Annotated in this window: 19 protein-coding genes and 1 tRNA gene; 6 read left to right on the forward strand and 14 right to left on the reverse strand. The window is 72.3% G+C overall.

The genetic code is table 11. The features are described from left to right. Positions 1-181: 181 nt before the first annotated feature. Positions 182-754 carry a MarR family winged helix-turn-helix transcriptional regulator gene (locus ACZ60Q_RS25970; RefSeq protein WP_469639558.1) on the forward strand — a complete coding sequence of 191 codons (573 nt, stop codon included), beginning with the start codon at positions 182-184 and terminating at the stop codon, positions 752-754. A gap of 157 nt (positions 755-911) precedes the next feature. Here ACZ60Q_RS25970 and ACZ60Q_RS25975 read toward each other — a convergent pair. Beyond that, a tRNA-Thr gene (locus ACZ60Q_RS25975) sits at positions 912-985 on the reverse strand. A 177-nt stretch (positions 986-1,162) separates the two neighbouring features. On the opposite strand from ACZ60Q_RS25975, the gene ACZ60Q_RS25980 reads away from it, so the two are divergent. From ACZ60Q_RS25980 to ACZ60Q_RS25990, 3 genes are all read left to right on the forward strand, one after another. Beyond that, positions 1,163-2,299 carry an ABC transporter ATP-binding protein gene (locus tag ACZ60Q_RS25980; protein WP_469639212.1) on the forward strand — a complete coding sequence of 379 codons (1,137 nt, stop codon included), beginning with the start codon at positions 1,163-1,165 and terminating at the stop codon, positions 2,297-2,299. A gap of 255 nt (positions 2,300-2,554) precedes the next feature. After that, positions 2,555-2,968 (forward strand): hypothetical protein, encoded by a 414-nt coding sequence (locus tag ACZ60Q_RS25985; RefSeq protein WP_469639215.1) that lies wholly within the window; start codon positions 2,555-2,557, stop codon positions 2,966-2,968. 63 nt (positions 2,969-3,031) lie between these two features. Beyond that, positions 3,032-3,748: a nucleotidyltransferase family protein gene (locus tag ACZ60Q_RS25990; protein WP_469639218.1), complete on the forward strand. Its 717-nt coding sequence runs from the start codon at positions 3,032-3,034 to the stop codon at positions 3,746-3,748. Between the two features lie 87 nt (positions 3,749-3,835). On the opposite strand, the gene ACZ60Q_RS25995 is transcribed toward ACZ60Q_RS25990, so the two are convergent. The 11 genes from ACZ60Q_RS25995 to ACZ60Q_RS26045 form a co-directional block, all read right to left on the reverse strand. Beyond that, a complete protein-coding gene (locus ACZ60Q_RS25995) occupies positions 3,836-5,470 on the reverse strand; it encodes a DoxX family membrane protein (protein WP_469639221.1) in 1,635 nt (544 codons plus the stop codon). 229 nt (positions 5,471-5,699) lie between these two features. Then, positions 5,700-6,656 (reverse strand): 23S rRNA (guanosine(2251)-2'-O)-methyltransferase RlmB, encoded by a 957-nt coding sequence (gene rlmB, locus ACZ60Q_RS26000; RefSeq protein WP_007446476.1) that lies wholly within the window; start codon positions 6,654-6,656, stop codon positions 5,700-5,702. 98 nt (positions 6,657-6,754) lie between these two features. Continuing rightward, a complete protein-coding gene (gene cysS / locus ACZ60Q_RS26005; RefSeq protein ID WP_469639227.1) occupies positions 6,755-8,155 on the reverse strand; it encodes a cysteine--tRNA ligase in 1,401 nt (466 codons plus the stop codon). Positions 8,156-8,286: 131 nt separating this feature from the next. Then, the gene (locus ACZ60Q_RS26010) at positions 8,287-8,691 is read right to left on the reverse strand and encodes a PPOX class F420-dependent oxidoreductase (RefSeq protein WP_469639230.1); all 405 of its coding nucleotides are present in this window, start codon (positions 8,689-8,691) and stop codon (positions 8,287-8,289) included. Between the two features lie 50 nt (positions 8,692-8,741). Next, entirely contained in the window at positions 8,742-9,911 is a 1,170-nt protein-coding gene (locus ACZ60Q_RS26015) for an MFS transporter (protein WP_469639561.1), read from the reverse strand. Positions 9,912-10,102: 191 nt separating this feature from the next. Beyond that, a complete protein-coding gene (locus ACZ60Q_RS26020) occupies positions 10,103-11,824 on the reverse strand; it encodes an ABC transporter permease subunit (RefSeq protein ID WP_469639233.1) in 1,722 nt (573 codons plus the stop codon). Positions 11,825-11,828: 4 nt separating this feature from the next. Beyond that, positions 11,829-13,352, reverse strand: coding sequence for an ABC transporter substrate-binding protein (locus ACZ60Q_RS26025; RefSeq protein WP_469639236.1), 1,524 nt, complete (start codon positions 13,350-13,352; stop codon positions 11,829-11,831). Positions 13,353-13,383: 31 nt separating this feature from the next. Further along, positions 13,384-14,010 (reverse strand): GNAT family N-acetyltransferase, encoded by a 627-nt coding sequence (locus ACZ60Q_RS26030; protein ID WP_469639564.1) that lies wholly within the window; start codon positions 14,008-14,010, stop codon positions 13,384-13,386. A gap of 141 nt (positions 14,011-14,151) precedes the next feature. Then, a complete protein-coding gene (ispF, locus tag ACZ60Q_RS26035) occupies positions 14,152-14,661 on the reverse strand; it encodes a 2-C-methyl-D-erythritol 2,4-cyclodiphosphate synthase (RefSeq protein WP_469639239.1) in 510 nt (169 codons plus the stop codon). After that, positions 14,651-15,418, reverse strand: coding sequence for a 2-C-methyl-D-erythritol 4-phosphate cytidylyltransferase (gene ispD / locus ACZ60Q_RS26040; RefSeq protein WP_469639242.1), 768 nt, complete (start codon positions 15,416-15,418; stop codon positions 14,651-14,653). The genes ispF and ispD overlap by 11 nt, the downstream gene beginning before the upstream one ends. A 371-nt stretch (positions 15,419-15,789) precedes the next feature. Beyond that, the gene (locus ACZ60Q_RS26045) at positions 15,790-16,272 is read right to left on the reverse strand and encodes a CarD family transcriptional regulator (protein WP_003953493.1); all 483 of its coding nucleotides are present in this window, start codon (positions 16,270-16,272) and stop codon (positions 15,790-15,792) included. A 699-nt stretch (positions 16,273-16,971) separates the two neighbouring features. Here ACZ60Q_RS26045 and ACZ60Q_RS26050 point away from each other — a divergent pair. Next, positions 16,972-17,685 (forward strand): DUF461 domain-containing protein, encoded by a 714-nt coding sequence (locus ACZ60Q_RS26050; RefSeq protein WP_469639245.1) that lies wholly within the window; start codon positions 16,972-16,974, stop codon positions 17,683-17,685. A gap of 119 nt (positions 17,686-17,804) precedes the next feature. Here the strand turns inward: ACZ60Q_RS26050 and phoP are convergent, their stop codons facing one another. Together phoP and phoR are read right to left on the reverse strand one after the other, a co-directional pair. Next, on the reverse strand, positions 17,805-18,476 hold the full coding sequence (gene phoP / locus ACZ60Q_RS26055) for a two-component system response regulator PhoP (RefSeq protein WP_469639567.1): 672 nt from the start codon (positions 18,474-18,476) through the stop codon (positions 17,805-17,807). A 5-nt stretch (positions 18,477-18,481) separates the two neighbouring features. Beyond that, the gene (gene phoR / locus ACZ60Q_RS26060) at positions 18,482-19,744 is read right to left on the reverse strand and encodes a two-component system sensor histidine kinase PhoR (protein WP_469639248.1); all 1,263 of its coding nucleotides are present in this window, start codon (positions 19,742-19,744) and stop codon (positions 18,482-18,484) included. A 198-nt stretch (positions 19,745-19,942) separates the two neighbouring features. Between phoR and phoU the strand changes: the two genes are divergently transcribed. After that, on the forward strand, positions 19,943-20,620 hold the full coding sequence (phoU, locus tag ACZ60Q_RS26065; RefSeq protein ID WP_469639251.1) for a phosphate signaling complex protein PhoU: 678 nt from the start codon (positions 19,943-19,945) through the stop codon (positions 20,618-20,620). The last annotated feature ends 295 nt before the right edge of the window (positions 20,621-20,915 follow it).

Consider the following 20,915-nt stretch of genomic DNA (forward strand, 5'->3'; position numbering starts at 1 on the left):
GCTAAACGTAACAGGCCGGAGAGGTCCCGTCACCCTGTCCGGCAAGGCCGTCGGACAGGGGCCGACCGGCCCGCACGGGCCGCCAGCTGAAAGAGGGTTCATGAATACGCCACGCCCGTCCCAGGCAGCGGACCCGAACGCCGCGCCCCCGCTCCCGTCCGGCGACGCCTGCCAGCAACCGATGGCCGCGGAGCACACGCGGGCGGCCGAGTCGTCGCCCGACCCCGTCGACGCCATCGCGGGCGCTTGGCGGCGGGAGCGGCCCGGCACGCCGGTGGAGTCCATCGGCGTGGTCACCCGCGTCTGGCAGCTCGCCAAACACTTCGGCGACGATCGGCGGCATGTGCTGGCCGAGGCGGGAGTCGATCCGGCCACCCTCGACCTGCTGAGCGTGCTGCGGCGCAGCGGGCCGCCGTACACCGTGAGCACCCGCGACCTGGCCGCCCTGTCCCTGGTCACCGCCGGAGCCATCTCCCAGCGCGTGGCCCGCGCGGAGCGCGAGAACCTCGTCGTACGCCGCCCCGCCCCCGGCCGCACCCGTGCGGTGCTCGTGGAACTCACCCCGGCCGGGCACGACTTGGTGGAGAGCACCGTGGACCGCGTCCTCACCCGGGAGGCCGATCTCCTGGAGGCGCTCTCCCCCACCGAGCGCGACACGCTCACCGAACTGCTGCGAACCCTGCTCAGCGACGTCCAGCACAAGCTCCAGGTGCAGGGCGTCAGCCATGTGGGGCACGACGGGGGCCCGGGCTGACCCCGCCGCGCAAGAGCGGCGGGGTCGAGGAAGAACACTCCGCCCGCTCCGGGCGAGAAAAGACCCGGAGCCCCGGTCAACGGACCCAGATCGGCGAGCTCAGGTCACCAATGAACAAGAGCCCAGGTCAGACAGAGCCTGACCTGGGCTTTCGCGGAGCCCCCTATCGGATTCGAACCGATGACCTACGCATTACAAGTGCGTTGCTCTGGCCAGCTGAGCTAAGGAGGCGTGCCGGAGCAGTCTAACCAACCCCGCGCCCCGCCCGTCCGCTTTTCCCGTGTGCTCCGGACTACTGACAGATCGGGAAACGCCAGGTAGCGTCACGGCAGGTTCGCGTCTGTGGACCAGACCACTCCCTACTCGGATCGTCCGGCACGTTCCTGCCGGTTGAGGAGAAGATTCATCATGGCCAGTGTCACGTTCGACAAGGCGTCCCGCGTCTACCCCGGCTCCACGAAGCCGGCCGTGGACCAGCTCGAGATCGACATCGCGGACGGCGAGTTCCTCGTCCTCGTCGGTCCGTCCGGTTGTGGCAAGTCGACCTCCCTGCGCATGCTCGCGGGTCTTGAGGACGTCAACGGCGGTGCGATCCGCATCGGTGACCGCGACGTCACGCACCTGCCGCCGAAGGACCGGGACATCGCCATGGTGTTCCAGAACTACGCGCTCTACCCGCACATGTCCGTCGCGGACAACATGGGCTTCGCGCTGAAGATCGCCGGTATCAACAAGACCGAGATCCGGGCGAAGGTCGAAGAGGCCGCCAAGATGCTGGACCTCACCGACTACCTGGACCGCAAGCCGAAGGCGCTCTCCGGTGGTCAGCGTCAGCGTGTGGCGATGGGCCGGGCCATCGTGCGTGAGCCGCAGGTCTTCCTCATGGACGAGCCGCTGTCGAACCTCGACGCCAAGCTCCGTGTCTCGACCCGTACGCAGATCGCCTCGCTGCAGCGCCGCCTCGGCATCACCACCGTGTACGTCACCCACGACCAGGTCGAGGCCCTCACCATGGGCGACCGGGTCGCGGTGCTGAAGGACGGTCTGCTCCAGCAGGTCGACTCGCCGCGCAACATGTACGACCGCCCCGCGAACCTCTTCGTCGCCGGCTTCATCGGCTCCCCCGCGATGAACCTCATCGAGGTCCCGATCACCGACGGTGGCGTGAAGTTCGGCAACAGCGTCGTCCCGGTCTCCCGCGAGGCGCTCACCGCCGCCGCGGACCGCGGTGACACCACCGTCACGGTCGGCATCCGCCCCGAGCACTTCGACATCGTCGAGCACGGCGGCGCCGCCGCGAAGTCGCTGGCCAAGGACTCCTCGGACGCGCCGGCCGGTCTCGCCGTCTCCGTCAACGTCGTCGAGGAGCTCGGCGCCGACGGCTTCGTCTACGGCGGCGCGCAGGTCGGTGGCGAGCACAAGGACCTGGTCGTCCGCGTCGGTGGCCGCGCCGTCCCGGAGAAGGGCACGGAGCTGCACGTCGTCCCGCGCCCGGACGAGCTGCACGTCTTCGCGACCTCCACCGGCGAGCGTCTCACCAACTGACGCCCCACCCGCCGCACGTCCGGCCCCGCACTCCCCGCGAGGGATGCCACCAACGGCATCCTCGTAAGGGGGGTGCGGGGCCGTTTGCGTGGTCCCGGAGAGTTTGGGTTTCCGTGCCGGGCGACAGCAAATACCCCGGCACACAGGGCATTTCGCCCTGGTTCGTCAAGCTCGCATTCGAAAGGGCGCGTCGAACCATCCCCCGCAAGGGTGACGAATGGTCGCCAAGTCATCACTGGCCGCTACGCTCGCTGCGTGACCCACACCGCGCGCCGCATCGGCCGATCCCTCGCTCTCGTCCTGCCCGTCGTCATGGTTCTTTCCGGGACCCTCGCGGTCACCAGCGTTCAGTGGGCGGAGTCGGACAACGACTCCCAGCTGCTGGCCGCCTCCTCGGAGACCGTGTCCAAGCCCGCGAAGCCGCACGCCCCGCAGGACGTCCTGCGCGAGAAGCTGCTCGTGGAGCTGCAGGAGAAGGACCCGGGCACCGCGCTCACGGGACTCCAGCGCGCCGTCGAGCAGCGTCCCTCGCTCGCCCGCCACTGCATGTCGATCGCGAAGGCCCTCGGTAGGGCGGCCGTCGAGCAGTACGGCCCGACCCGTGCGCAGCGCTTCTCCCGGCCCGTCTGCGACACCTCGTTCGCCTCCGGCGTCGCGCAGTTCAGCTGAGCCCTGGGGGCGGTCGCGCGGAGCGCCGCCTTCCGCCGGCGGGCACCGCATATCGTGCCTGCCATGCATACGTATCCGACGCAGGCCGTGATCCTTGCCGGTGGCCAGGGGTCGCGGCTGCGGCCGTACACCGACGACCGCCCCAAGCCGATGGTCGAGATCCCCGGAACCGGGACTCCGATCATCGGCCATCAGCTGTCCTGGCTGGCCGCCGAGGGGGTCACCGACGCCGTGGTCTCCTGCGGGCACCTCGCCGAGGTGCTCCAGGAGTGGCTGGACGCCGCCGTACTGCCGCTCCGGGTCACCACCGTGGTGGAGACCGAGCCGCTGGGCCGCGGCGGCGGCCTGAAGTACGCGGCCGGGCAACTACCCGACCCGGAGCAGCCCTGGTACGCCACCAACGGCGACATCTGGACCCGCTTCTCCCTGCGCGAGATGGCCGCCTTCCACGCGGAGCGCGACGCCACCGCCACCCTGGCGCTCGCCCGGCCTCGGATCCCGTGGGGCGCCGTGGAGACGGACGCGTTCGGGCACATCACCGACTTCATCGAGTCGCCGCCCTCCCCGTATCTGATCAACGCCGGGGTGTACGTGTTCTCACCCGCGTTCACGAAGCTGCTGCCGGACCGCGGCGACCATGAGCGGACCACGTTCCCGAGGCTCGCCCGCGAGCGCCGACTGGCCGGGTATCCGCTGCCGAACGGGGCGTACTGGCGGGCCATCGACACCGCGAAGGACCTGACCGAGGCGGCCCGCGAGCTCGGCTCCCACGGCGGCTGACCGCCTCCGTCGCCTTCACACCGAGGGGCGGCCTCCACCCGGTTCTTCCGTCCGGGTGGAGGCCGCCCCTCACTGCTGTCGTACGGGTCAGCCGAGGAGGCCGCCGATCGGGTTCCGGCCGCCGCCCGAGTTCGAGCCCTCGCCGCCGGAGGAGGTCGAACCGCCGGTGGGCGCCGGGTCGCCGCCGCCTCCGGAAGAGGCGTCGCCGGTGGAGCCGGAGGAGGTCGGTCCGGCGCTGGTGGCCGACGGGGGCTCCTGCGGGGTGGACCGCTGCGGGGGCGCCTGGTTGGTGCCCTGGGTCTGGCTGGGCTGGGTGTCCGAACCGGTGCTCCGGCCGCCGGAGTCGCTCGTCGCGCCCGGGGTGGCCTGGCCGCCGGCGGGGGTGGTGGCCGCACCGGAGCGGCTGGGCTCCGGCTGTCGCCGCTGGTCCGGCGTACGGGAGGCCTGGCGCTCGCCGGTGGACTCCTGGGGCAGCGGCATCCCGGGGAGGCGGTTGGTGGGGTTGTCGTTGCGGCCGGGGACGGTGACGACCTCGCTGGAGCGGACCGCGCCGCCGAGGATCGAGCCGACGAGCAGGGTGAGGCCGACGACGACCGTCGCGACGACGGTGCCCCGGCGCAGGACCCGGCGGCGCAGGTCCCAGATCTCCGAGCGCGGGCCGAGCTTGCGCCAGGCCTCTCCGGCCAGCCGGCCGTCCACGGAGTAGACCGGCGAGCCCGCGATGATCAGCGGGCTCCAGGCGGCCAGCAGGATGATGTCGGGTGCGTCGTACACCGCGACCGTGCGCCAGCTCACCGTCACCAGCAGCGCGACGGAGAGCAGCGCGCCGAACGCGGCGGCGACCCGCTGCCAGAGGCCGAGGACGGTGAGCACACCGACCACGACCTGGAGGAAGGCGACGGTCAGACCGGCGCCGACCGGGTGGGAGAGCGCGAAGTCGCGCAGCGGCTCGGCCATCGCCCACGGGTGCAGGGAGGTCAGCCACTTGACCATCGAGCCGCGCTCGCCGCCGTCGAAGTAGACGGGGTCGCTCAGCTTGCCCATGCCGGCGTAGATGGAGATGAAGCCGAGGAGCACCCGCATGGGGAGCAGAACGACGCCCAGGTTCATCCGGTGGCCGGGGTAGTAGGCGTGCCGGACGGGGTCGCCCGCGCCCCGCCGGGCGCGGGACACGACGGCTTCGCCGGCCTCGTCGTAGTCGTCGGCGTCGCCGGGGGCGCCGGTCCTGCCGAGGTCGTCGGACCCGTCGACCGGGTCGTACGCGCCGACGGCCTGTCGCATGGGCGGCAGCAGCGGACCGGCGCGTCCCAGCTGGTGGGGGGCGGTCAGTACGGGGTTGGGCTGCGTCTCCTCCAGGAGCGGGATGACCTGCGTCGCGCCCGCTCCGTGCCCGCCTCCGGACGCCCCGCCGAGTCCGGCGTCGAGGCGTCCGGCGGTGGAGTTGCGCACGGCCTGGAGGAGGCCGGTCGCGCCGGGGTCGCCGGGAGCGGACTTCCCGCTCCAGACGACCGGTGCCCGCCTGCGGCCTCCGCCGACGCCGCTCATGGCAGGGATGCGGGCCGTTTCCGCGGGGGCACCGCGCAGCCGTACACGCTGGCCCGGGGCGAGCCGCACCCGGAAGCTGGCGTGGTTGACGATGACCTGCGCGGGGTCGCTGTCCACCTTGGTCATGCTCAGGGCGGGTTGCTCGTCGAACCGAGGCGTTCTGGTGTCCACACTCATCTAACCGAGTGATGTGTGTTTAGGACACTGCCTTGACCGCACCGGATATGTCCGAGACCCGTCAAGATCAGGCCAAACTCGGGCAACCTGGAACTGCGTTCGGCGTTCGCGCGACAACTCGCCCGGCGGGCGCTTCGATTGCCGCGCGTCGCGGCGCGCGGCTCCGCGCGAACGCCGTGGCACCGACGGGGCGGTCGGCCCGGGCCGACCGCCCCGGGCCGGCGGACGGCTATCCGCGGCGGCGCGCCACCTCGTACAGCACGATGCCCGCGGCGACACCGGCGTTGAGCGACTCCGCGCCGCCCGGCATCGAGATCCGCACCCGGTAGTCGCAGGTCTCGCCGACGAGTCGGCCCAGCCCCTTGCCCTCGCTGCCGATGACGATGACGACCGGGCCCGCCAGCTGCTCCAGGTCCTCCACCGTGTGCTCGCCGTCGGCGGCCAGGCCGACGACCGTGAGGCCCGCCTTCTGGTAGCCCTCCAGCGCGCGGGTGAGGTTGGTGACGCGGGAGACGGGCGTCCGGGCGGCCGTGCCGGCCGAGGACTTCCACGCACCGGCCGTCATGCCGGCCGCGCGGCGCTCGGGGACGACCACGCCGTGGCCGCCGAACGCGGAGACCGAGCGGACGATGGCGCCGAGGTTACGCGGGTCGGTCACCCCGTCGAGGGCGACGATCAGCGGGTCCTCGTTGTTGTCGTACGCGGCGGCGGTGAGGTCCTCCGGGTGCGCGTACTCGTACGGCGGGACCTGGAGGACGAGGCCCTGGTGGTTCAGGCCGTTCGTCATCCGGTCCAGCTCGGGGCGCGGGGCCTCCATCAGGTTGATGTTGCCGCGCTCGCCCGCGAGCTTGAGGGCGTCGCGGACGCGCTCGTCGTTGTCGATGTACTGCTGGACGTAGAGAGTGACGGCGGGCACGCCGTCCCGCAGGGCCTCGTAGACCGGGTTACGGCCGACGACCATCTCCGAGGTGCCCTTCACACCGCCGCGCCGGGGCGCGGGGCGGCGGGCGGCGGCCTGCTTGGCCTGGGCGCCGGCGATCCGGTTCTTCTTGTGTCCCTTGCGGGCGGAGGCGGGCGGCGTTGGTCCCTTGCCTTCGAGACCACGGCGTCGCTGGCCACCGCTGCCGACCTGCATGCCCTTCTTGTTGGACGTGCGGCGGTTCCTGCGCTGGCTGTTCCCGGCCATGATCTACCTGTTTCGTTGCTTTCAGACGTACGTACGTATAAGGAAAGTGTGCCGCCCGGATCGCCGGGCGGCACATCTGCACTGCTCGGCGGGGGCGCTCAGCGCGGTCCCAGCGTCCACCGGGGGCCGGTGGGGCTGTCCTCGATGACGAGGCCGGACTGGTTGAGCTGGTCGCGGATGGCGTCGGCGGCGGCCCAGTCCTTGCGGGCACGGGCCGACTGCCGCTGGTCGAGGACGAGGCGCACGAGGGTGTCGACGACGCCGTGCAGGTCCTCGCCCCGGTCGCCCTCGCCCACCCAGTGCGGGTCGAGCGGGTCCAGGCCGAGGACGCCGAGCATGGCCCGGACCTCGGCGAGGCGGGCGGACGCGGCTTCCTTGTCGTCGGCGGCCAGCGCGCTGTTGCCCTGGCGGACGGTGGTGTGGATGATCGCCAGCGCCTGCGGCACGCCCAGGTCCTCGTCCATGGCCTCGGCGAAGGCGGGCGGCACCTCGGCGGCGGGGGGGACGGTCTCCCCGGCCTTCTCGGTGACGCGCTGGACGAAGCCCTCGATCCGCGCGAACGCGGACTCCGCCTCGCGCAGGGCCTCCTCGCTGTACTCGATCATCGACCGGTAGTGCGGGGTGCCGAGGTAGTAGCGCAGGACGATCGGGCGCCAGTGCTTGACCATCTCGCTGACGAGGACGGAGTTGCCCAGCGACTTCGACATCTTCTCGCCGGACATGGTGACCCAGCCGTTGTGCACCCAGTACTTCGCGAACGCGTCGCCGTAGGCCTTGGCCTGGGCGATCTCGTTCTCGTGGTGGGGGAAGATCAGGTCGATGCCGCCGCCGTGGATGTCGAACGCGGAGCCCAGGTACTTGTGGGCCATCGCGGAGCACTCCAGGTGCCAGCCGGGCCGGCCGCGGCCCCACGGGGTCTCCCAGCTGGGCTCGCCCGGCTTCGCGGCCTTCCACATGGCGAAGTCACGCTGGTCGCGCTTGCCGGTCTCGCCCTCGCCGGAGGGCTGGCGCAGATCGTCCAGCTCCTGGTTGGAGAGCTCCAGATAGCTGCGCAGCGAGCGCACGTCGAAGTAGACGTTGCCGTCGGCCTCGTAGGCGTGACCGCTCTCGATGAGGCCGCGCATCATCTCGATCATCTCGGGAACGTGGCCGGTGGCGCGGGGCTCGTAGGTGGGCGGCAGGCAGCCCAGCGCGTCGTAGCCGTCGTTGAACGCGCGCTCGTTCTCGTAGCCGATCGACCACCACGGGCGGCCCTGCTCGGCGGACTTCGTGATGATCTTGTCGTCGATGTCGGTGACGTTCCGGACGAACGTGACGTCGTAGCCGCGGTACGTGAACCAGCGGCGCATGATGTCGAAGTTCAGGCCCGAGCGGATGTGGCCGATGTGCGGTGCCGCCTGGACAGTGGCGCCACAGAGGTAGATCGAGACGCAGCCCGCTGTGAGCGGGACGAAGTCACGGATCTGCCGGGCGTTGGTGTCGTGCAGGCGAATAGTCACGCCTCAAGGGTAGTAGGCCCGCACCAGTGCCCCGCGACCCTTGGGGATCGCGGGGACAACTTTCTGGTACCGGGATGCCCCGAAACGGCCCGGGAAGGGCCCGGAGAGCGTTCTCACGCCCTCGCCGGGGGCTACAGGCGGCCGACGACCTTGCGCGGGGAGATGCGGACGACGACGCGGGGGTCGTCGTCGCCGGAGCCCGGGTTGAACTCCGCGTACGGCTTGCCGGTGTACTTCACCGAGAGCTCGTCGATCAGCTCCTGCCCACCTTCCGTCGTCAGCGTCGCCTCGCCGCGGATCTCGGCGTAGGTGTACGGGGCGTCGGAGGGCTGGACCAGCACGGTGACGCGCGGGTCGCGGCGGAGGTTCCTCTCCTTGCGGCGGCCGACCGTGGTGGAGATCAGGACGTCGTCGCCGTCACGCTTGACCCAGACCGGGGAGACCTGGGGGCTGCCGTCGGGCTGGATGGTGGCGATGCTGACGAACACGGGGCTGTCGAGCAGGTTCTTGAGCTCGGCGGAGAGTGCGGCGGTCATGCGTACGTCCTCCTGAGTGCTGCGGGCGATCCTGTGGTCCAGTGCTGCTCCTACCCCCCAACCGCGAGCGTTCCCCGATCCTTCCCGCCCCGGCCCGCCGGAAGAGTGAACGCGAGTGCCGCCCCGGCCAGCGGGACCGCCGCGAGCACCGCCCACCGCACGGGCGCGGGCGCGTCGAGCAGCGCGCCGGTCGCCGCGCTCCCCCCGAGGACGGCGATCCCGGAGACGGAGGACAGCGCCCCGGTGGCCAGCCCGAGCTGCCGGTCCTCGACCAGGTCGGGCACCAGGCCCCGGGCCGCGGGGACCAGGAGCATCTGGCCCAGGGTCAGCAGGACGACGAGCACCGCGCCCGGCAGCAGACCTCCGGGGCCTGCCGGGGTGAGCGGTACGGCGGCGAACCCGGCGGCGACGATGACGAGGCCGGTGACCAGCGCGGTGCGAGGGGCGATCCGGTGGGCGGACCAGTGGGTCAGCGGCAGCTGGGCGACGACGACGAGCGACGAGGACAGCGCGAAGAGCCAGCCGAGCGCGGCCGCCGACCCGGTGGCCCGCTCCACTTCGACGGGCAGCGAGAGATAGAGCTGGTTGTAGGCGACGAGATAGCCGCTGTACGCGAGGCAGAGCAGCAGGAACGGCCGGTTGGTGAACACCGCCCGCCACGGCGACCGTCCCGGTTCCCCCTCCCGTTCCCGTACGTGGTCGGCGCGCGGCATCAGGCGGGCGTGGCCGGCCAGCACACCGACGAAGACGGCGGCCCCGGCGAGGCAGGCGGCGCGGAAGCCGCCGCCGAGCAGCAGGAGCAGGGAGCCGAGCAGCGGCCCGATGAACGCCCCGGCCTGCCCGGCGGCGGAGAACAGGGCGAGGACATGGGCGCGCGGGGCGCCGGTGTCCCGTTCGTGCCGGACGGCCTCGCGGGCGGCCTCGGACTCGACGGCCGGGGAGAACAGCGCGGCGGCGAAGCCGATGAGAAGCACGGCGGCGATGACGGTGGCCGTGGACCCGGCGAAGGCGAGCCAGCCGAATCCGGCGATCCGCAGGGCGCAGCCCGCCAGCACGACGGGGCGCGGGCCGTACCGGTCGGTGAGGGCGCCGCCGACGACGAACAGGCCCTGCTGGCTGAAGGTGCGCAGCCCGAGGACGAGGCCGACGAGCCAGCCCGCCATGCCGAGGCCGCTGCCGAGATGGGTGGCCAGGTAGGGCAGGACGGCGTAGAAGCCGATGTTGAAGGCGAACTGGGTGGCGGTGAGGAGCCGGAGGTAGGGGGTGGGTGCGCTCGCGAATCGCGGCCGGCGGCTCTTCTCCCTGGCGGGGGCTTCCGCGGTGGCGTCGGCCTGGGCGGGCCCTGGCTCGTCGGCGGGTGCGGGGGCTCCCGCGTGCGCGGGCTCGTCGGCACGTCTGGGCGTGGGCCGGTTCACTTCAGGCCCGCCGGGGTGCGCCCGCGCACGGCGGCCGAGGTGAGGACGGCCAGTGCGCCGAGGACGGCGAGCGCGGCGGCCGGGGCGAGGACGGCCCACGGGGCGCGCTCCGCGTACGGCATGTTCTCCGACAGCATCCGGCCCCACTCGGGCGCCGGGGCCTGCGTGCCGAGGCCCAGGAAGCCGAGGGAGGCGAGGGCGAGGGCGATGGCGGGGACGCGCAGGAGGGCGTGCCGGGTGACGGGCGGGAGGACTCCGGGCAGGACGTGGCGGCGCAGGAGGTGGGCCCGGTCCGCGCCGAGGGCGACGGCGGCGGCGAGATGCGGGGCCGCCTTCTCCTGGGCGTACAGGGCGGCGGTGTGGGCGGCGAGCGGGGCCCAGGCGACGGCGGCCACCGCCGCGGCGGCGCCCCAGGGGCCCGGCCCGACGATGCCCGCGACGACGAGGCCGGCGAGGACGGCGGGGAGCGCGTTCGCCGTCTCGGTGAGCGCCCCGGCACGTACGGCTCCGAGGACGAGACCCAGCAGGAGGGTGACCGCTCCGACCGCGACGGCCGCCAGCGCGGTGCGGGCCGCGCCGTGGCCGAGGCGGGCGAGGACGTCGCGGCCGAGGTTGTCGGTGCCGAAGGGGTGCGCGGCGGAGGGGCCCGCGAGGCGGGCGGCCGTGTCGACGTGGAGGGGGTCGCGCAGGAGGCCCGCGACGGTGACGGCGATCAGGACGCCGCCGAGGACGAGGGCGGCGACGGCGAGCGCGCGGCGGCCGGGCAGCCGGGGCGCGACGAGGGCGGGCAGCGCGCGGTCGGTGAGCGCCGGGCCGAGGAGCACGCGGACGCCGAGGCGGGCCAGGAGCCCGGCGGCGACGCCGAGGAGCAGCAGCACGAGGACCGTCGCCTGAAGGACGGGCAGGTCCTGGGCGAGGGCGGCGGCCAGGGCCGTTCCGCCGAGGCCGGGGATCGCGTACAGCGTCTCGACGGCGACGGCCCCGCCGGTCAGCCCGACCGCGATCAGGCCGAGCTGGGGCAGCAGGCCCGGCAGCGTCCGGCGCAGGGCGTGGCGGGCGACGGTCCGGCCGGGCAGGCCGCTCGCGGCGGCGGCCCGGGCCCAGGGTTCGGCGAACGCGCCGGGCAGGGCGTCGTCCAGCAGCCGGCCGAGCAGCGCTCCCGCGGGGACGCCCATGGCGAGCGCGGGCAGCACCACCTGGCCGGGCGCGCCCCAGCCGAGCGCCGGGAACCACCCGAGGTGCACGGCGAACACCGTGGCCAGCACGGCGGCGAGCAGGAACTCCGGCAGCGCGGCGAGCACCGCCGCGCCCGCTCCGGCGCGTACCCGGACGATCCGGCGCGCGGACCCGCGCCGCAGGGTGGCGGCGCTCAGCGCGAGGGCGAGGAGCACGGCGATGGCGAGCGAGACGCCCATCAGGGTGAGGGAGTTGCCCAGAGCGGCGGTCACATCGGGTCCGACGGGCTGCCCGGAGACCCAGGACGTGCCGAGGTCGCCGTGTGCGAGCCCGCCGAGCCAGTCGCCCAGGACGTGCGCCGGCCCGCCGTCGAGCCCGGTCCCGGCGCGGATCGCGGCGAGGGTCTCGGGGGTCGGGGCCCGGTCGGCGTATCGGGCGTGCAGGATCGTGCGGGCCGGGTCGGTCCGGGTCAGCCAGGGCAGCAGCCCGATCACCGCGACGACGGCGAGCAGCGCCCCGAGCCGTCCGGCGAGGTACTTCACGCGGTCACCCGATGCGGGTGTCGGCGGTGATGAGGGTGCGTTCCATCGGGTCGAGGGCGACTCCCTGGACGCGGGTGTCGTCGTAGCCCTGCACGAAGCGTTCGTGGACGAGCGGTACGAGGGCGTCGGAGCCGAGGACCGCGGCCTCGGCGGTCATCCCGGCCCGGTGGCGGGCTTCGGTGTCGGCGAGGGCGGCGGCCTTGTCGACGGCGGTGTCGACGGGCTCGGAGCAGAGCTGGGTGATGTTGAAGCTGCCGTCGCAGGTGAAGTCGGAGGCGAGGTAGGAGACCGGGTCGGCGGTGTCCAGGAGGGTGTTGCGGGCCTGGATGAACGCGTCGTACTTCCCGGCGAGCGCGTCGGCCTCCATCTGCGCGTAGTCGCGGACGACCTGCTTGACGGTGAAGCCGCGCTTCTCCAGCTGCTGCTGGACGACGGTGGCGGCCTCGGGCAGCTCGGGCCGGTTGGTGTAGGTGGCGAGGACGATCTGCTTGGTCTTCGCGACCTCGGCCGGGGTGGCGGCCTTAGCACGGCCGGTGGGGGCGGTGCGCAGGTCGGCGGCCCACGGGACGCCGGGCCCGAGGAGTCCCTGGGCGGTGTCGGCGCGCCCCTCGTAGACGCCGTCGACGAGGGCCTGGGAGTCGATGGCCTCGCGGGCGGCGGCGCGCATCGCCGGGTCGGCGAAGACGCCGCGTCCGGTGTTGAGGGAGAGGCCGTTGGTGCGGGCGGAGGGGAACTCGTGGACCAGGCCGTCGCCGAGCAGTGAGGCCTGCGAGATCGGTACGTACTCGGCGACGTCGACGTCCTTCGTCCGCAGCGCGTTGGCGCGGGCGGTGCCGTCGGCGACGAACCTCACGTCGGCGCCGGGGGCTTCGGCCTTGTCGCCCCAGTAGGTGTCGTTGCGCTCCAGGATGGCGCTGACCGCGCCGTTCACCTCGGCGAGGGTGAAGGGCCCGGTGGCGTGCCCGGCGGGGTTGACCTTGGACGCGTCCTTGTACGCGGCGGCGGACAGGATGCTCAGGGAGGGGTTGGCGAGCCGCTGGGGCAGCAGCGGGTCGGTGTCCTCCGTGGTGATCCGTACGGTTCCGGCGTCCGCGGCCGTGGCGGTGAGCGTGGTATCGGACAGCACCCGGGGCTTGGGGGACGCCTTCTGCGCGGCGGTCAGCGAGCGGACCACGGCGGCGGCGTCGAGCTTCGTCCCGTCCTGGAAGAGGGCGCTCTCGCGGACCGTGAACTCCCAGGCCCGGTCGCCGTCGCGCTTCCAGGAGGCGGCGAGCGCGGGCCCGGCCTCCCCGTTCCGGTCGAGCCGGGTGAGCCCCTCGACGACGGCGAGCCGGCTGAGGGTGACGGCGTCGTCGCCGTACGGGGACATGGCCTGGGCGGGAGGGAAGGCCATGGCCACCTTCAGCCGCTGGTCCCCGCCGGAGTCCGTGGACGAGGTACAGGCGGTGGCGACGGGCACGAGGAGCGTGGCGGCGGCGAGGGGCAGCGCGACGCGGCGGCGGGGAAGGCGGGGGCGGGAGGGGGGCATAGCGACAACCTTATATGAAAACGATTGTCATCTAACCGGCGGGGGTGGTCCCGGTGGAGCCACCCGCGGAAACCGGGGCCGCCCCGGGCAGCGGCAGCTCGAAGTGGACGATCCCCTGCCCGCCATCGGGCAGCGTCCGCTCGTCGCACACCTCGCGGGCCAGCGAACGCCAGAAGGGCTCGGCGCCCGGCACGGCGGGGTCGGTGTGCAGGTACAGCGCCTCGTAGCCCCCGGCCCGGGCGGCGAACTCCCCCAGTTCGCGCACCAGCCGCCGGGCCAGTCCGTGCCTGCGGTGCCCGGGGCGCACGTAGATCCGGCAGAGCTGCGCGGTGGTCCCGGAGGGGAAGCGCTCGGCGACCCACCGGGGATTGGGCGGCGCCTGCGGCCCCCGGTCGCGTACGGCCCCGGTGGCGACGATCTCGCCGCGGTGCTCGACGACGAGCAGGGTGCAGCGCTCCGGGCGCAGATAGGCGGCCCGGGGGTCGATGATGTCGGCGTGCCAGCGGGGTACGTAGCCGGACTTCAGGTCGCGGTAGACGGTGTCGAGCATCACGGCCCGAGCTCCACCGAGGTCGTCGGCGGTGGCGGTGCGCAGGACGTATCCGGCGTCCCCGTGGCCCCCGTCGGCGCCGGTCCGGCCGACCGCCTCCCCCGTCATCACCGTGGTCGCGCTGGTCACCGGTACCACTCCCGCCTCCTGCCGCACATCGCTCGCACCTTCAGCGTACGTGCAAGCGATGTGCGACAGGGCGCGGGTGACGTGCGGTGGGCGCGGGGCCGGGGCGCCGCCGCCCGCGCGTCAGGCGGTCCGGTAGACCAAGGCGGTCGCGATGCCGGCGATGCCCTCACCGCGGCCGGTGAAGCCGAGCCCGTCGGAGGTGGCGGCGGAGAGCGAGACCGCGGCGCCCACGGCGGCGGACAGCACCTTCTGCGCCTCCTCGCGCCGCTTGCCGATCTTCGGGCGGAGGCCGACGACCTGGACGGCGACGTTCCCGATCTCGAAGCCCTCGGCGCGGACGATCCGGGCGGCTTCGGTGAGCAGCGTGACGCCCGCGGCCCCGGACCACTCGGGGCGGCCGGTGCCGAAGTGCCGGCCGAGGTCGCCGAGGCCGGCGGCGGAGAAGAGCGCGTTGCAGGCGGCGTGCGCGACGACGTCGGCGTCCGAGTGACCGGCCAGACCGGGGCCCTCGCCTTCCCACTTCAGGCCCGCGCACCACAGCTCACGGCCCTCCTCGAAGGCGTGGATGTCGGTGCCGATGCCGACGAGCGGGATGACAGGGGCTCCCGCCCCGGGGTTCTCAGAAACCATCGTTGGCCCTCCTGCGGGCGAGTACCGCCTCGGCCAGCACCAGATCGAGCGGCCGGGTCACCTTGAACGCCTCCTCGTGGCCGGGAACGACGACCACCGGTGCGCCGAGCCGTTCCACCATGCCCGCGTCGTCCGTGGCGCCCTCGCCGTCGACCGCGACCTCGGCGTGCGCCCGCACCAGCGTGTCCCGGTCGAAGCCCTGCGGCGTCTGCACCGCGCGCAGCCTGGCCCGCAGAGGGGTGGCGAGCACCGGCTCCGGCTCCCCGGGCGTCCCGGCGGGCTCCACCTCCTTGACGGTGTCCGCGAGGGGCAGCGCGGGAACGACGGCGGGCGCTCCCTCCCGTACGGCCGAGGCGACCGCGTCGACCGTGTCGACCGGCACCAGGGGGCGGGCGGCGTCGTGGACCAGGACGACGGAGATGCCCTCGGGCAGCGCGTCGAGGCCCAGGCGGACGGACTCCTGGCGGGTCCCACCGCCCGGCACCACCAGATAGTCGGTGTGCTCGGGCAGCGCGTGCTCGTCGAGGAGGTGCTTCACCTCGGGCGCGCCGTCGGGCGGGGCGACGACCACGACGAGGGAGACGGCCCGGGACGCGGCCATGGCGCGGATGGCGTGGATCAGCATGGGCGTCCCGCCGAGCACCCGGAGGGCCTTGGGCGCGCCCGGCCCGAGCCGCACGCCCCGTCCGGCAGCGGGGATCACCGCGGCGGTACGGGGAGGGCGCGGCCGGTCGGTCGGGGGTGGCGTCGATGACATCGGTTGCACTCCGAAGGTCCGAGAAGGTCCGAAGGTTCGGCAGGTTTGTTTCCACGACCGACATGGGTAGGGGCCCAGCGAGCCGGGCGTGACCCCGGTCTCGCACCGGGCCCCTTCCGTGACACCCGGTCGAGCACAGGTCGCGTCAGGCTACTCACGCAGCACGGGGGCCGTCCTTCGCCGGCGGCCGCCGCGTACGCGGATCACACCGCGAGCACGAGGCCTACCGGCAGTCGGGCACCAGATGGGGAAGGCGGGTCCGAACATGCCTCAGCGCCCGACGACACAGCGTGAAAACGACTGGTCAGCGGGCACCGCGGCACATTCATACAACCGGCTATCCGGCATGACCAGCCGGAGTAGTCCCGTTCTCAGGACGCGAGGACCTCATCGAGCAGAGCCTCGGCCTTGTCCTCGTTCGTGTTCTCCGCGAGAGCGAGCTCGCTCACCAGAATCTGGCGGGCCTTGGCGAGCATGCGCTTCTCTCCGGCGGAGAGACCGCGCTCGCGCTCCCGACGCCACAGGTCACGCACTACTTCGGCGACCTTGATGACATCGCCGGAGGCGAGCTTTTCGAGATTTGCCTTGTAGCGCCGGGACCAGTTCGTCGGCTCTTCGGCATACGGTGCGCGCAGCACCTCGAAGACCCGGTCCAGCCCGTCCTGCCCGACCACGTCGCGCACGCCCACGAACTCCGCATTGTCCGCGGGCACACGAACCGTCAAGTCGCCCTGGGCGACCTTGAGCACCAAGTAGGTCTTGTCCACGCCTTTGATCTGGCGGGTTTCGATAGCCTCGATCAGCGCGGCCCCGTGATGGGGATAGACCACGGTGTCGCCAACCTTGAACGTCATGTGACAGGTACCCCTTCCGTGGCTATCCAGAGTAACACGAGAACCGCATCTCCTGAATGGCGTTTTCGCAGGTCAGAGCATATCTCGGGGCTTGACAACAGCAACACGAACGTGCTGCGGAAGGCTTCTGGAAGACGGTATTCGCAGGTCGGAGCCACTGTGCACCCGGAGTGAAACATCCACGTCACACGGCCCGGAAGCCCTACAGAAGAGGACGAAAGTCCCGTTTTGTCGGTTTCGAGATGGCAATCATTCCGTACTCCGTTCGGTGATCGCTCACCCGTACGGGTGTAACTGTCCTATCGCAATGAAATTGATCAAGCCACATGACGCCCGGCCCCTTTCCGCCGCGAAGCCGGGAATGACGGAGAAGCCACGACGGAGCCACGACACGGGCAGAAGAATTGATCACGCGGATTATGTGAACAGCGCATGGCCTACCCGCCGGTAGAACATCTCGCGGGCCCTTCGGCGGGCTCGCCGCCGAAGGGCCCGGGCCGCTCCCTCACCACCCCGGGGGACGCCCCCCACCGCCACCGGGGAAGAGCCGAAGCGCGTTGGGGCGGGTCGGGTGCAGGGCGTGCACGGCGGCTCGGTAGCCTAAGGCCGCTGACACACCCTTAGGGCGGCTTTACACCGCCGCTCGACGACTGACGTCCGAAGTCCGCAGTCCGACTCGTTCAAGGAGTTGCCGCCGCCGTGAGCCGCAGCCTTCGACACGGCGCCCTCGCCGCCACCGCCACCGTCTTCTCGATCGTCTCCCTGTCCGCCTGCGCGGCGGGCAACAACGCCGAGACGCTCAAGGTCAGGCCGGACAACCCGGCCACCTCGGTGGGCGACATCAAGATCCAGAACGTGAACGTGCTCACGCAGCCCGAAGGTGGCACGGACGGCCCCGCCGTCGTCGCCGCGACGCTGTTCAACGACGGCACCGAGCGCGAGGTGCTGGAGTCGGTCACGCTGCCCGGCAGCAACGTCGAGGTGAAGCTCCAGGCTGCCAAGGGCAACGGTCCCGTCGTGGTCCCGGCCGGCGGCCAGATCACCATCGGCGGCAAGGGCAACGCCGCCGCCGTGATCGAGAACAGCGGCGAGGCGGCGCGCAACGGCGACGTCCAGCAGGTCGTCTTCAAGCTCAGCCGGACCGGCGACATCGGCCTCGGCGCCAGCGTCTTCCCCGCCGAGGGCTTCTACAAGGACTTCGGTCCCAGCCCGAAGGCGGAGGCGCCCGCGTCGAAGCCGAGCACGACGCCGTCGGGCGACGCCTCCGGCAACGGCGATGGGGAGACCACCCCCGGCGCGACCGAGGGCGAGACGTCCGGCACGCCGGGCAACGGCGCGAGCACCGAGGGCGCCCAGGGCGAGACGGCCACGCAGGGCACGGGCGACGCCGCCTCGGTGCCCGCGGCCGGCTGACGCGGAACTCCGCCCCGTAACGCAGACGCGGGCGTGCGGTATGCCGAAGGGGCGCTTCCCGGCCGGGGAGCGCCCCTTCGGCATACCGCGGGTGTCCCCCGGCGGCCTTCGGTTTCGGTCTACGGCTCGAACTTGTACCCCAGGCCCCGCACGGTGACGAGGTGGCGCGGGGCGCCCGGGTCGGGCTCGATCTTGGCGCGCAGGCGCTTCACGTGGACGTCGAGGGTCTTGGTGTCGCCGACGTAGTCCGCGCCCCAGACCCGGTCGATGAGCTGCATCCGGGTCAGCACGCGGCCCGCGTTGCGCAGGAGCATCTCCAGCAGGTCGAACTCCTTGAGCGGGAGGTCGACCTTGCCGCCGGAGACGGTGACCACGTGCCGGTCCACGTCCATCCGGACCGGGCCCGCCTCCAGGGCGGCCGGGCTGACCTCCTCCGGCTCCCCGCGACGGCGCAGGACGGCCCGGATCCGGGCGACGAGCTCCCGGGAGGAGAAGGGCTTGGTGACGTAGTCGTCGGCTCCTATTTCCAGCCCGACGACCTTGTCGATCTCGCTGTCCTTGGCGGTGACCATGATCACCGGAACGTTGGAGCGGCTGCGGAGCTGGCGGCATACCTCGGTGCCGGGCAGGCCGGGCAGCATCAGGTCGAGCAGGACCAGGTCGGCGCCGTTGCGCTCGAACTCGTCCAGCCCGTCGGGGCCGGTCGCCGCGATGGCGACCTCGAAACCTTCCTTGCGCAGCATGTAGGACAGGGCGTCGCTGAAGGATTCCTCATCCTCGACGACAAGCACTCGGGTCACGGTCGAGCCTCCGGGGCAGGGAAGGGGTCAAAGGTGTCGGTCTCGTACGGCCCCTCGTCGTCGCCGTTGACGATAAGCGGTCCGCCGGTGGTGCGCTCCCTCACGACACCCGATTCGGGCAGCCGGAGGGTGAAGGTGGAGCCCTGTCCCTCGGAGCTCCAGACGGTGACCTCCCCGCCGTGCGAGGCGGCCACGTGTTTGACGATGGCGAGGCCGAGACCAGTGCCACCGGTGGCCCGTGAGCGGGCCGGGTCGACCCGGTAGAACCGCTCGAAGACCCGTTCGCGGTCCTTCTCGGAGATGCCGATCCCCTGGTCGGTGACGGCTATCTCGATGAGGTCCCCGCCGAGCGAGGTCAGGCGCCGTGCGGCGATGCCGACGCGGGTGTGGGCGGGACTGTAGTTGACGGCGTTCTCGACGAGATTGCCGAGCGCGCCGACGAGCTGGCCGCGGTTGCCCCAGACTGTGAGGCCCTCGGCTCCCGCGGAGGCCATGGTGATCTGTTTCGAGCCGGCCTGCTGGCGGCAGCGGTCGATCGACTCGGCGACCAGCGTCTCCACCTTGACCGGCTCGGCGTCCTCCAGCGGGTCGTCGTTCTGCACCCGGGAGAGGTCGATGAGCTCCTGGACGAGGTTGGTCAGCCGGGTCGCCTCGATCTGCATCCGCCCGGCGAACCGCTCCACCGCCTCCGGGTCGTCGGAGGCGTCCATGACCGCTTCGGAGAGCAGGGAGAGTGCTCCGGTCGGTGTCTTCAGCTCATGGCTGACGTTGGCGACGAAGTCGCGCCGTACCGCTTCTATCCGGCGGGCCTCGGTGAGGTCCTCGACCAGCAGCAGCACCAGCCGCGAGCCCAGCGGGGCGACCCGGGCGGAGACCGCGAGGGTGTCCCCCCGGCCCGTGCCGCGCCGGGGCAGATCCAGCTCGCCCTGCCGTATCTCTCCGTCCCGTCGGGTGTCCCTGGCCATGTTGAGCATGGGCTCGACGGCCAGCCGGCCGCCTCTGACCAGGCCCAGGGCGTACGCCGCCGAGCTGGCCTTCACCACGCCGTCGCTCTCGTCGAGGACGACGGCGGAGGAGCTGAGGACGGAGAGGACGGTATCCACTCCGGGGGGCAGGGCCGCGTTGCCGTCCGGCCGCAGCGAGGTGCGCGTGGGCCGTTTCAGGTCGCGCTCGCTCCAGCGGAACGCCAGCATGGCGATCAGACCGGTACAGAGACCGGCGATCGCTGCGGCTGCGGCGACCGCCGCGTTCACGTCCATGCTTCAAGGTTATGCGGGTGCGACGACTCCCTCCCAGCCGTCCGAGTGCCATCTCGAACACTCGTCGCCCAGAGTTCACCGAGGGGTAGGAGTCGGTTCACTTAGGGGGACGGATCCGGACGCGTTCCGGCCCCACCGTGTAACCGTGGGGGTCGGTCCGAGACCCCGGCCTCAGTTGGGAACTGGAGAGGGACTTCCATGCGCGACGCTTACCACGAAGAACTCGATTCGATCGGAGAAGGCCTGGTCGAGATGGCCCGGCTGGTCGGCTCGGCGATCGGGCGGGCGACCACGTCCATGCTCGACGCCGACCTGGCGCTGGCGGAGAACGTGATCGCCGGCGATCAGAAGGTCGACGAGCTCCAGCACGACCTGGAGGCCCGCGCCATCGCGCTCCTCGCCCGCCAGCAGCCGGTCGCGACCGATCTGAGGATCGTGGTGACCTCGCTGCGGATGAGCGCCGACCTGGAGCGCTCGGGCGACCTCGCCCAGCACGTGGCGAAGCTGGCCCGGCTGCGCTTCCCGCAGACGGCGGTCCCGCACGACCTGCACGCCACCATTCTGGAGATGGGCCAGCTCGCCCAGCGCCTGATGGCCAAGGCGGCCGAGGTCATCATCACCAAGGACGTCGATCTGGCACTCCAGCTGGAGCAGGACGACGACGAGATGGACCTGCTGCACCGCACGCTGTTCCAGCACCTGATGGACGACCGCTGGAAGCACGGCATCGAGACGGCCGTCGACGTGACGCTGCTGGGCCGCTACTACGAGCGCTTCGCCGACCACGCGGTGTCGGTCGCCAAGCGCGTCGTCTACCTGGTGACGGGCGAGCACGCGGACGAGATCCAGGCGGCGGCCCCGGTCGAAGGCGCGTAGCGGCCTCTTCTGCCTCTTCTGCCTCTTCTTCCGCTTCGGCCACCGGCAGCTCCGGCAGCCACTGTCGTACCGGAGTGTCGACGGCGCACGCGGGTCGCACACATGTTCCTGCACGCGTGCGCCGTTGATGCGCCCGAGGGGATGGGCATGCAATGGGGCGGGGGGCGGCGCCACGGCCGTGAGCGGTGGGTCATGCCGTACGTCCCCGGCGGCGGCGCACCGGCGTCCGCCGTCCAGCCGTATGCCCTGAGGAGGGACCATGGCCGATTCCCCCGTGACCGAACCCCAGCAGGAG

The organism is Streptomyces sp. NPDC104313 (genome assembly GCF_055583985.1).

What these genes read in the sequence shown, in the direction of transcription:
- ACZ60Q_RS25970 (WP_469639558.1), top strand. Translation starts at nt 182, where the DNA reads ATGGCCGCGGAGCACACGCGGGCGGCCGAGTCGTCGCCCGACCCCGTC.
- ACZ60Q_RS25980 (WP_469639212.1), top strand. Translation starts at nt 1,163, where the DNA reads ATGGCCAGTGTCACGTTCGACAAGGCGTCCCGCGTCTACCCCGGCTCC.
- ACZ60Q_RS25990 (WP_469639218.1), top strand. Translation starts at nt 3,032, where the DNA reads ATGCATACGTATCCGACGCAGGCCGTGATCCTTGCCGGTGGCCAGGGG.
- ACZ60Q_RS25995 (WP_469639221.1), bottom strand. Translation starts at nt 5,470, where the DNA reads ATGAGTGTGGACACCAGAACGCCTCGGTTCGACGAGCAACCCGCCCTG.
- rlmB (WP_007446476.1), bottom strand. Translation starts at nt 6,656, where the DNA reads ATGGCCGGGAACAGCCAGCGCAGGAACCGCCGCACGTCCAACAAGAAG.
- ACZ60Q_RS26010 (WP_469639230.1), bottom strand. Translation starts at nt 8,691, where the DNA reads ATGACCGCCGCACTCTCCGCCGAGCTCAAGAACCTGCTCGACAGCCCC.
- ACZ60Q_RS26025 (WP_469639236.1), bottom strand. Translation starts at nt 13,352, where the DNA reads ATGCCCCCCTCCCGCCCCCGCCTTCCCCGCCGCCGCGTCGCGCTGCCC.
- ACZ60Q_RS26030 (WP_469639564.1), bottom strand. Translation starts at nt 14,010, where the DNA reads ATGACGGGGGAGGCGGTCGGCCGGACCGGCGCCGACGGGGGCCACGGG.
- ispF (WP_469639239.1), bottom strand. Translation starts at nt 14,661, where the DNA reads ATGGTTTCTGAGAACCCCGGGGCGGGAGCCCCTGTCATCCCGCTCGTC.
- ispD (WP_469639242.1), bottom strand. Translation starts at nt 15,418, where the DNA reads ATGTCATCGACGCCACCCCCGACCGACCGGCCGCGCCCTCCCCGTACC.
- ACZ60Q_RS26045 (WP_003953493.1), bottom strand. Translation starts at nt 16,272, where the DNA reads ATGACGTTCAAGGTTGGCGACACCGTGGTCTATCCCCATCACGGGGCC.
- phoR (WP_469639248.1), bottom strand. Translation starts at nt 19,744, where the DNA reads ATGGACGTGAACGCGGCGGTCGCCGCAGCCGCAGCGATCGCCGGTCTC.
- phoU (WP_469639251.1), top strand. Translation starts at nt 19,943, where the DNA reads ATGCGCGACGCTTACCACGAAGAACTCGATTCGATCGGAGAAGGCCTG.